The following is a 9,919-nucleotide window of genomic DNA, read 5'->3' as shown; positions in this document are numbered from 1 at the left end:
ATGCGGCGGCCGCGGCTCCGCGCGGCGCGCCCGCGCGCCCCGGCGGCGGCGCCCGCTTCCCGGGGGCCCCCGCGGGGGGGCGCCCCGCGGGCGCCCCCCCGCGCCGAGTACGTGTCCGGGGGTGGCGGTGCTACTTCGCGTCGAGCAGGTCGATGATGAAGACCAGGGTTTTGCCGGAGAGCGCATGTCCGCCGCCGGCGGGCCCGTAGGCCAGTTCCGGCGGGATGGTCAGCTGGCGACGCCCGCCGACCTTCATCCCGGGAATTCCGTCCTGCCAGCCCTGGATCAGGCCGCGCAGTGGGAACGTGAGCGATTCGCCACGGTTCCACGACGAATCGAACTCCTCGCCGGTATCGAATTCCACACCGACGTAGTGAACCTCGACAGTGCCACCGGGCACCGCTTCCGGACCTTCACCGACGGTGATGTCCTTGATGACCAGTTCGGTGGGGGGAGGTCCCGCCTGGAATTCGATCTCCGGTTTGCTCATGCCTTGAATCCCCTTCGATTCAATCAGTTTCAGCGGTTGGTGATTTCGTTGTAGTCACGGGCGCTGTAACCGGTGTAGATCTGGCGCGGACGGCCGATCTTGATGGCTTCGCTGTGCATTTCCCGCCAGTGCGCGATCCAGCCCGGAAGGCGGCCCATGGCGAACAGTACCGTGAACATCCGCGTCGGGAAGCCCATGGCCTTATAGATGACGCCCGTGTAGAAGTCGACATTCGGGTAGAGCTTGCGCTCGACGAAGTAATCGTCGGTGAGCGCAGCCTCTTCCAGCGCCTGGGCGATATCGAACAGCGGATCGTTGCCGAGCTTGCTCAGAATGGTGTCGGCGTGTTTCTTGGCGATGGCGGCGCGCGGGTCGTAGTTGCGGTAGACCCGGTGACCGAAGCCCATCAGCTTCACACCGTCTTCTTTGTTCTTGACCTTGCGGATGAATTCCTTGACGTCGCCGCCGTCCGCGAGGATTCCGTCCAGCATTTCCAGAACGGCCTGGTTGGCGCCACCGTGCAGCGGACCCCACAGGGCGTTGATACCGCCGGATACGGACGTGAACAGGTTGGCGTCCGAGGAGCCGACCAGCCGGACCGTGGAGGTGGAGCAGTTCTGCTCGTGGTCGGCGTGCAGGATCAGCAGCATATCCAGCGCCGACGCGATTTCCGGGTCCACCTGGTAGGGCTCGGCCGGGAAACCGAAGGTCATCCGCAGGAAGTTCTCCACCAGCGACAGCGAATTGTCCGGGTAGAGGAACGGCTGGCCCACCGACTTCTTGTACGAATACGCGGCGATGGTGGGCAGTTTGGCCAGTAGCCGGATGGTGGACAGTTCGACCTGTTCCGGATCACGCGGGTCCAGGGAGTCCTGGTAGTACGCCGAGAGAGCGTTGACCGCCGAGGAGAGCACCGGCATGGGATGCGCGTTACGGGGGAAGCCGTCGAAGAAACGCTTCAGATCCTCGTGCAGCAGGGTGTGCCGGCGGATCTTGTCGGTGAAGTCTTCGAGCTGGTGCTGGGTGGGGAGTTCACCGTAGATGAGCAGGTAGCTGACCTCGATGAAGGTCGAATTATCCGCCAGCTGCTCGATCGGATACCCGCGGTAACGCAGAATTCCCTGTTCACCGTCGATATAGGTGATCGCCGATTTGGTAGACGCGGTGTTGACGAACCCGGGGTCATAGGTCGTATATCCCGTGCTCGACAGCAGCTTGCCGAGATCGATACCGTCGTTTCCTTCGGCGGCCTCGGCGATCGTCATGGGGTATTCGCCACCCGGGTAGGTGAGAACCGGTTTGGCGTCATTGATGTGATTCTCGGGCACGGAAGGTTCCCTCTCAGGCTTATGACCATCGGCATCGCATGCGGTCGGCACGCGGTGCGTTACCGGTAGACGCTAGACCTTCCCTCGCAGGCTCCGGCGGGGAGGGTACCTGCGCGTCGATCTCACAATCGGGGCGCGCGAACGTGAGATCCGGCGGACCGGATACCGGCCCGCATCGCTGTGACCGGCCGAATTCCGGATCCGGGCCGCTACTCGCTCGCTTGCCCGGATCGACCCGCGCCGCGCGGATGAACCCGCACGTCACCGGGTAGCCAAACGGTACCCAGGCCACCTGTGACGAAACCGTGCGAAATATCACCGAAGACATAAATGGGGGCGAAAAGCCGCCCCGCGCCGGACCCGCCGGTGAGCTCACGGCTGCAGACGCTGCACCGACATGCCGGTGTCGCCGATCCGAACCCGGATCCGGTTGTGTAACCGGCCGCGCCGGCCCTGCCAGAACTCCACCTCGCCGGGGCGCAGCAGATATCCGCCCCAGTTCGGTGGCACCGGAATCTCGTCCGCGGTAGCGAAACGGGCAGTGACCCGCTCCAGGCGGCGGTCCAGTTCCAGGCGCGAGGCGATGGGCCGCGACTGGTCCGAGGCCCACGCACCGAGCTGCGATTCGCGGGGCCGCGACCGCCAGTACAGCTCGGTTACCTCGGGAGGCACCGATTCGACCCGGCCGCGCACATGGACCTGCCGCGCGAGTTGCGTCCAGAGGAAGGTCGCCGAGGCGTAGGGCACCGCCGCCAGTTGCGCTCCCTTGTCCGAGTCGTAATTCGTATAGAAGATCACGCCGTCGGGTGAGAGACCCTTGCAGAGCACGGTGCGCGTCACCGGCCGCGGCTCCGGCCCTTGCCTATCCACCGTGCCGAGGACCATCGCATTGGGTTCGGCGATCCCGGCGGCCGCGGCCTGTTCGATCCACTGCCGGAGCAGCGGCTCCCAGCCCCCGGCCACCGAGTTCTCGTCGAGTTCGCTGTCCCGCGCACCGAGCAGCGGACCCGATTCCGGCGAACCCGGCTGGGTCGCACCGTATTCGGCCCGCAGGGCCCCGAGACCGGCGCCCGACTCCTCCACCTCAGCCATGGGCCAGACGTTACTCCTGAGTAGGAAAGCGATAGAGTTCTGTTGAAAGGAGAGTCGCGTATGACCACCAATTCAGGCGCAGCGGGGGCCGGCGGAGTCCCGGAAGATTTCGTCAGCGGCCTCGAGGGTGTGGTCGCGTTCACCAGCGATATCGCCGAACCCGACAAGGACGGCGGCGCACTGCGCTACCGCGGGGTCGATATCGAAGACCTGGTCCGCAACCGAGTCACCTTCGGCGATGCCTGGGCGCTGCTGGTCGACGGCGAGTTCGGGCACGGTCTCCCCCCGGCCGAACCCTTCCCGCTCCCGGTGCACACCGGCGATGTCCGGGTCGACGTCCAAGCCGGCCTGGCCATGCTCGCTCCCATCTGGGGTTATCAGCCGCTTCTCGATATCGACGAGGTCACCGCCCGGGAGAATCTGGCCCGCGCCTCGGTGATGGCACTTTCCTACGTCGCGCAGTCGGCGCGCGGGATCTACCAGCCCGCGGTGCCGCAGCGCCGGATCGACGAATGCACCACGGTCACCGAGCGGTTCATGACGCGCTGGAAAGGTGATCCGGACCCGCGGCATACCGAGGCCATCGACGCCTACTGGGTATCGGCCGCCGAACACGGTATGAACGCCTCCACGTTCACCGCCCGGGTGATCGCGTCCACCGGCGCGGATGTCGCGGCCTCCCTATCGGGCGCCATCGGCGCGATGTCGGGCCCGCTACACGGTGGCGCCCCGGCACGAGTCCTACCGATGATCGAAGACGTGGAACGATCCGGCGACGCGCGCGCCCTGGTCAAGGGGATCCTGGACCGCAAAGAAAAGCTCATGGGCTTCGGCCACCGGGTCTACCGCGCCGAAGACCCGCGGGCACGGGTGCTGCGCGATACCGCCGCCCGCCTGGCCGCCCCCCGCTATGAAGTGGCCGCCGCACTGGAGCAGGCGGCGCTGGCGGAGCTACGCGAACGCCGCCCCGACCGCGCCATCGAAACGAATGTCGAGTTCTGGGCAGCGGTCATCCTGGACTTCGCCGGGGTACCGGCCCATATGATGCCCGCCATGTTCACCTGCGGCCGGACCGCGGGCTGGTGCGCGCACATCATGGAACAGAAGAAACTGGGCAAACTGGTACGCCCGGCCGCCATCTACACCGGCCCGGGCCCGCGGGCCCCGCAGGAGGTCGCGGGCTGGGAAAACGTCACGGTGCCCCCGCCCTCCGTATGACACCGATCCCCGCAATCCTTCCACCTTCGCCGACCGTGTTCACCCCGGACCGCGGGTCCAGTGGGCACCTCACACGCAGTCCGGGTCGGCCTCCCAATCAATGGCGACCGAATCGCCACCGTCGACCGTGAAGAAGGCGACCCGCAGCTTGGCCCCGAGGTCGAGCAGGCCGATCGCGGACAGCGGTACCGATTGCACCACCCGCACCCGCCAGGGTTCCGGTTCGTCCCAGGTGCGCAGCTCCAGGTCCAACCGCATGACCGGATCGTCGCAGCCGCAGTAGTCGGTGGCGACCGACGTCACCGCCAGGACCGTCGCGGTGGCCCGCCGGCCGTCGGCCAGGATCTTCGCCAGGGCTGCCCGGCCCGGGTCCGCATCGCCCGGTAGATACAGCACCATTCGATCGCGGTCGTCCGGGTCGACCCGGCAGCACACCAGATCACCGGGACCCATCCGGTCCAATTCGGCACCCGATACACGCTGCCGGACCTGCGCTTCGTATGGCGCGAGCCCGGGCAGGCGGACACGCACCCGGAAGGTATAGCCAGGTTCACGCCGCCTGGTCCGAGTGGCCAGCACGGTGGCCGACCCGGCGGTGCCGCGCGTCAACAGGTCGCGACGGTCGGCGCCCGTGGGCGCCTCACCGCGGCGGCGGAAGCGCCGCGGCAGCAGGTCGCGCACGCGCCAGGCCGGAGCGGGCCGGCCCGGTCCGTCGCTGTGGCCACGTGCGCGGCCATCGTCGGACCGATCTCCGGCAGCGCCCCTTGACGACCGCATGCTCATACCCACTCACGTTAGCCGGAGTGTGGTACGCGGCACAGCAACGGCGCGGTTACGCTGTTGGCCATGACCAGTGCGTTCCCGACTATCCCCGATGACCTCAAGCCCGCCGACGGTCGTTTCGGTTGCGGCCCGTCCAAGGTTCGCCCGGAGCAGCTGCAGTCCCTGGTGGAGGTGGGTGCCTCGGTCTTCGGCACCAGCCACCGGCAGAAACCGGTCAAGGATGTGGTCGCCCGCGTGCGGTCCGGGTTGCGGGACCTGTTCTCGTTACCGGAGGGCTACGAGGTCGTTCTCGGTAACGGCGGCACCACCGCTTTCTGGGATGCCGCCGCGTTCGGCCTGGTCCGTGAACGCTCGCTGCACCTGACCTACGGCGAGTTCAGCTCGAAGTTCGCCTCTGTCACCAAGAAGAACCCGTTTCTCGGTGAGCCGATCGTGATTTCGGCCGATCCGGGCCGCGCACCGGAACCGGCCGCCGATCCCGCCGCCGATCTGATCGCCTGGGCGCACAACGAAACCTCCACCGGCGTTTCGGTTCCGGTCCAGCGGCCGGCCGGATCGGATAGCGCGCTCGTCGCCATCGACGCGACCTCCGGCGCGGGTGGGCTTCCGGTGAATATCACCGATGCCGATATCTACTACTTCGCGCCCCAGAAATGCTTCGCCGCCGACGGCGGACTCTGGATCGCGCTGATGAGCCCGGCCGCGCTGGCCCGGGTCCAGGAGATCAAGGATTCGGGTCGCTGGACCCCGGATTTCCTTTCGCTGCCGATCGCCATCGAGAACAGCCTCAAGGATCAGACCTACAACACTCCGGCGCTGGCGACTCTGCTGCTGTTCGCCGATCAGATCGATTGGCTGAACGGCAACGGCGGCTTGGATTGGGCGGTCAAGCGGACGCTGGATTCGTCGTCGCGCCTGTACTCGTGGGCCGAGGCCAGCGAGTACGCGACCCCGTTCGTCACCGACCCGGCGCACCGTTCCCAGGTGGTCGGCACCATCGACTTCGCCGATTCGGTGGATGCCGCCGCGGTCGCCAAAACGCTGCGCGCCAACGGCATCGTCGATACCGAGCCGTATCGCAAGCTGGGCCGCAACCAATTGCGCGTCGGGATGTTCCCGGCCATCGATCCGGAGGACGTCACGCAACTCACCCGCTGCATCGATTGGGTGGTCGCGAACCTCGGCTGACCCGAGATCACCTGCGAATTCGGGCCCGTCGCGCGTGTCGCGCGGCGGGCCCTTCGCCGTACTGACCGGATTGCCCGGAATCAACTTGATACACAAGGGAATAGAGAAGATTAGCGGTAGGTGGCGCCCACAGGGTACATTTCGGTGCCGCGTGTCTTGCCACACGAATCCCAGAAGTGCACTACTGTTCCAGAACGTGGGCGGTATCGCGAGCGACGCGATAAGGAGGTAGTGGTGCGTGAACTTCGAGTGATCGGGGTGACGCCCGACTCCGCCCATATCGTGTGCGTCGACACGGAAAGTGGCCAGAAATTCCGGCTTCCCGCAGACGACAAACTCCGCGCCGCGGCCCGCGGCGACCTTGCCCGATTCGGCCAGATCGAGATCGAAATGGAAGCAACTATGCGTCCTCGCGATATCCAGGCTCGAATCCGCGCCGGCGCTTCTGTGGAACAGGTGACCCAGGAATCCGGGATGCCGTTGAGCCGGGTGGAACGTTTCGCGTATCCAGTACTGCTGGAACGCGCACGCGCCGCCGAACTCGCCCAGAAGGCCCATCCGATCCGGCCCGACGGCCCGGCGGTGGAGATCCTGATCGATGTCGTGACCGCGGCGTTCAGCGCCCGCGGGCATACGCTCGACAACGCCGAATGGGACGCCTGGAAGGACGAGAAAGGGTTCTGGGTCGCCCAGTTGCAGTGGCAGAACGGTCGTTCGGAGATCGCCGCGCACTGGCGCTACCAGCCCGACGCCCACGGCGGCACCGTATCTCCGCTCGATGATCCGGCCACTGATCTGATCGATCCCGATTTCGGTCGTGCCCTGCGCGGGCTCGCCTCGATCCTGCCGGTCGAAGCGGAAGTTCCGGCGGCCCCCGAACCGGTTGTGGCCGAACCCCGCCGGGAACCGGCGCGGCCCACCGCGATGGACGACTACTACGAGCAGCGTGCGGTCGCCGGCGGCACCGCCACACTGCCCGCGGCCGCACCGCTCCCGCCCGGCGCCAGTAACCGGCCCGCCGGCGCGCCCGCGCTGCCCGCGGCTACGAATCCGGCGACCGCCCCGGCACCGGCGGAACCGTATCGGCCACCCGCCGCCGAGACCCAGCCGGCACCGGCAGAAGCCCCGGCACCCCCGGCGGCCCGCCCGGTTCCGGCGGCTACTCATGCCGTAGCGCAGCCGGCGGAGCCTGCCACAGCACCCGAACCCGCGGCGCCCGCCGAAGCCGAGCCCGCCGCGGCCACCGCCACGCAGCCCCCTCCCCCCGCAGCGGCTGAACCCGAGCCGCCGGCCGTCGCGGCCGCGCAGCCCGCTGCTCGCCCCGCGGTCGCGCAGCCCGCTGCTCGCCCCGTGGCCGCGCAGCCCGAAGCGCCCGCCGTCGCGGCCGCGCCACCCGAGCCTCCGGCCGATGCGGCCGCGCAGTCCGAGCCGCCCACCGCGGCGGACAACAGCACCGATCCGGTGGTTGCCGAAACGCCCGCGCGGGACGATGAATCGCCGAGCGCGGCCACCGAGGAACCGGCGGACGAATCCGAGACGGTCGCACAGGCTCCCGAAAAGGCTGCCGCTCCGGCGGCGAAACCGGCCGCCAAGAAGGCACCGGCCAAGGCCGCGAAATCGCCGGCGCGCGGCAAACGGGGTAAGGCCCCCATGCCGTCCTGGGAAGACGTTCTGCTCGGGGTCCGCAGCTCAGGTCACTAGATAGCCGCGAACCGGCGTGTTTCCCGCGACAACCGCCCAATTCACCCGATCGGGCGAGTAAGTTCCGCTGTACGGCGACACGGTTCGATTCGGAGCCGGTTCGGCGACGGCCGCGGTGCGCGCCGAGAAGTTCACGACCCGGTTCGTGCGCTATCGGAGGTGGGTGGATTGCTGTCCAAGATTTCCTCGGTCTGGTACGTCGACACGTCCGACCCGCTCGCGGTGCTGCGTGCCGACCCCGATCCCGACCCGGATGCGGCCTACGCACTGGCCCGGCAACTGCACCCGGGTCTCGATGTCCAACCGACCGTATCGGCCACCCTCGGCGACGCTTCCGGCCCGGCACCCGATGAACTCTTCATCGGGTGCTACCCCGGCCTCACCCTGCTGTGCAGTTCCTACGCTTCCCGGGTCCGTCCGACCGAGATTCCCGAACTGCTCGTCCGGCCACTGGCAGAGGAGCACACCTACCTGGTTTCCTTCGATCTCGAATACGGCTGGGGTGCGTTCGCGCACTGGGAACGCGGCGAGTTACGCCGGGCATTCAGTTCCACCCGGCTCAATATTCTGCAGGATCAGGGGCTTCCGCATATCTGGGAGCGGCCGCACTGGGCCGGTGAGCATCCCATCCAGTGGCGAATCGGCGAACTGCCCGATCCGCTGGTGCTGCCGTTCGATCCACCGGGTTTCGCGGATACCGCGAACTACGAATGGCTCGGTTTCCGCTATTTCCCGGAGGTCATCGACTCCCCAGGGAGCGAGAGCGCTGCCGCGCATGCCCGAGATCGGCTGGCTCCGGACGATATCCGCGTCTTCGGTTTCCGTCTCCATCCCGAAGATGACGCATCGGACCCGCAGCACGATCCACGCCCGCCGCACAACCGGATCACCCATGAGCGCAAAGGACTGCTGTCCTGGCTGCGCGGGCACGATGCCGCGGTGACCGCCGAAAAGTAGTGCCGGCAGCCGAGTCAGGCCGCGAACAACAACCCGATCCAGGCAAGCAGCACACCCACACCGACGCCGGCCAGCACCCATCGGGTGACCGGGCGGGTCCGCCAGCGCCAGGCGGTGGGCGCGATCCCGACGGCCGCGATCAGGTTCACCGCCAGCGAGAGCAGTGGATGTACCTGGGTCAGGGCCGCGCCGAAGGCGTACACCCCCACCGTGGTCAGTGCCGCCACCAGTGCGGCGACGGTGATCCCGGCCGCCCACGGGGTAGGTTCGCTGGGCGGGTTCGAGTACCTGCCGTACCCGGAACGTTCCGCCGGGGTCATGAGGCCCGCACCCGTTCGTAGAACGCCATCGCCGCGGCGGTCGCCACGTTCAGCGAATCGGTGCCCGGTGCCATCGGGATCCGTGCCCGTACATCCGATGCCGCCATCGCTTCCTCGGTCAGACCCGGCCCCTCGGCGCCGAGCAGCAGCGCCACCCGCCGGCCGGTGAGAGCGGCCGCCAAGGGCACCGCCGCGGGATCGGGACTCAACGCGACGACCTGGAAACCGCCGCGGCGCAGCGTAGCCAAGCCGTCCGGCCAATCCGGTACCGGGGCGAACGGCACCCGCAGCGCATGACCCATCGAAACCCGCACCGACCGACGGTACAGCGGATCGGCGCAACCCGCCCCGAACAGCACCGCGTCCACCCCCAGACCCGCCGCATTGCGGAACATCGAACCCAGGTTCTCGTGGTCGTTGACCCCTTCGAGCACCGCGACAGTCGTGGCGCCGGCGACGAGTTCGGTGAAATCCCGAGCGGGGGGCCGGAGAGATACGGCCAGCACCCCTCGGTTCAGATGGAATCCGACTACCTCTGCCATCACCTCGGCAGACGCCCGGAAGAACGGGATATCGAACCCCGCGAGATCGGGTGCCAGTTCCTGCCACCGCTTATCGACCCCGAGCAGGGCGTGCGGCCGGAACGGCGATTCCAGCATTCGCCGCACGACCACGGTTCCCTCCGCGATGACCAGACCTTTCCCGCCGGGACGGTCGGGTCTGCGGTCTGCTGCCTTCAGATCCCGGAAATCGTCGACACGCGGATCGGCAGCACTGTCCACATCGAGAACCACGGCCACGGCGACCATCCTGCCAAGCCGCACCGGACCGACCGCCCTGTG

The 9,919-nt window shown here is 67.8% G+C and carries 10 protein-coding genes; 4 read left to right on the top strand and 6 right to left on the bottom strand.

The window, feature by feature from the left end:
• Positions 1-130: 130 nt before the first annotated feature.
• From ABZ827_RS30500 to pdxH, 3 genes are all read right to left on the bottom strand, one after another.
• A complete protein-coding gene (locus tag ABZ827_RS30500) occupies positions 131-490 on the bottom strand; it encodes an FKBP-type peptidyl-prolyl cis-trans isomerase (RefSeq protein ID WP_357244262.1) in 360 nt (119 codons plus the stop codon).
• A gap of 29 nt (positions 491-519) precedes the next feature.
• Positions 520-1,818 (bottom strand): citrate synthase, encoded by a 1,299-nt coding sequence (locus ABZ827_RS30495; RefSeq protein WP_357244259.1) that lies wholly within the window; start codon positions 1,816-1,818, stop codon positions 520-522.
• Between the two features lie 372 nt (positions 1,819-2,190).
• Positions 2,191-2,910 (bottom strand): pyridoxamine 5'-phosphate oxidase, encoded by a 720-nt coding sequence (pdxH, locus tag ABZ827_RS30490; RefSeq protein WP_357244257.1) that lies wholly within the window; start codon positions 2,908-2,910, stop codon positions 2,191-2,193.
• 60 nt (positions 2,911-2,970) lie between these two features.
• Here pdxH and ABZ827_RS30485 point away from each other — a divergent pair, with 60 nt between their 5' ends.
• Complete coding sequence (locus ABZ827_RS30485) at positions 2,971-4,128, top strand: citrate synthase 2 (RefSeq protein ID WP_357244254.1); 1,158 nt, start codon at positions 2,971-2,973, stop codon at positions 4,126-4,128.
• Positions 4,129-4,197: 69 nt separating this feature from the next.
• Here ABZ827_RS30485 and ABZ827_RS30480 read toward each other — a convergent pair whose 3' ends face one another.
• A complete protein-coding gene (locus tag ABZ827_RS30480) occupies positions 4,198-4,809 on the bottom strand; it encodes a hypothetical protein (protein ID WP_357244251.1) in 612 nt (203 codons plus the stop codon).
• A 165-nt stretch (positions 4,810-4,974) separates the two neighbouring features.
• Here ABZ827_RS30480 and serC point away from each other — a divergent pair, with 165 nt between their 5' ends.
• From serC to ABZ827_RS30465, 3 genes are all read left to right on the top strand, one after another.
• Positions 4,975-6,099: a phosphoserine transaminase gene (gene serC, locus ABZ827_RS30475; protein ID WP_357244248.1), complete on the top strand. Its 1,125-nt coding sequence runs from the start codon at positions 4,975-4,977 to the stop codon at positions 6,097-6,099.
• A gap of 234 nt (positions 6,100-6,333) precedes the next feature.
• On the top strand, positions 6,334-7,800 hold the full coding sequence (gene sepH / locus ABZ827_RS30470; protein ID WP_357244246.1) for a septation protein SepH: 1,467 nt from the start codon (positions 6,334-6,336) through the stop codon (positions 7,798-7,800).
• 159 nt (positions 7,801-7,959) lie between these two features.
• On the top strand, positions 7,960-8,757 hold the full coding sequence (locus ABZ827_RS30465; protein ID WP_357244243.1) for a hypothetical protein: 798 nt from the start codon (positions 7,960-7,962) through the stop codon (positions 8,755-8,757).
• Positions 8,758-8,771: 14 nt separating this feature from the next.
• Here the strand turns inward: ABZ827_RS30465 and ABZ827_RS30460 are convergent, their stop codons facing one another.
• Complete coding sequence (locus ABZ827_RS30460; protein ID WP_357244240.1) at positions 8,772-9,077, bottom strand: DUF2537 domain-containing protein; 306 nt, start codon at positions 9,075-9,077, stop codon at positions 8,772-8,774.
• The gene (locus ABZ827_RS30455; protein WP_357244237.1) at positions 9,074-9,877 is read right to left on the bottom strand and encodes an RNA methyltransferase; all 804 of its coding nucleotides are present in this window, start codon (positions 9,875-9,877) and stop codon (positions 9,074-9,076) included. The genes ABZ827_RS30460 and ABZ827_RS30455 overlap by 4 nt, the downstream gene beginning before the upstream one ends.
• Positions 9,878-9,919 lie beyond the last annotated feature (42 nt).

Source organism: Nocardia sp. NPDC019395, assembly GCF_040632335.1.
GTDB lineage: Bacteria > Actinomycetota > Actinomycetes > Mycobacteriales > Mycobacteriaceae > Nocardia.
Note: the sequence above shows the minus strand (reverse complement) of the source record. Positions and strands in the feature narration are given on the sequence as shown.

What these genes read in the sequence shown, in the direction of transcription:
- ABZ827_RS30500 (WP_357244262.1), bottom strand. Translation starts at nt 490, where the DNA reads ATGAGCAAACCGGAGATCGAATTCCAGGCGGGACCTCCCCCCACCGAA.
- pdxH (WP_357244257.1), bottom strand. Translation starts at nt 2,910, where the DNA reads ATGGCTGAGGTGGAGGAGTCGGGCGCCGGTCTCGGGGCCCTGCGGGCC.
- ABZ827_RS30485 (WP_357244254.1), top strand. Translation starts at nt 2,971, where the DNA reads ATGACCACCAATTCAGGCGCAGCGGGGGCCGGCGGAGTCCCGGAAGAT.
- serC (WP_357244248.1), top strand. Translation starts at nt 4,975, where the DNA reads ATGACCAGTGCGTTCCCGACTATCCCCGATGACCTCAAGCCCGCCGAC.
- ABZ827_RS30460 (WP_357244240.1), bottom strand. Translation starts at nt 9,077, where the DNA reads ATGACCCCGGCGGAACGTTCCGGGTACGGCAGGTACTCGAACCCGCCC.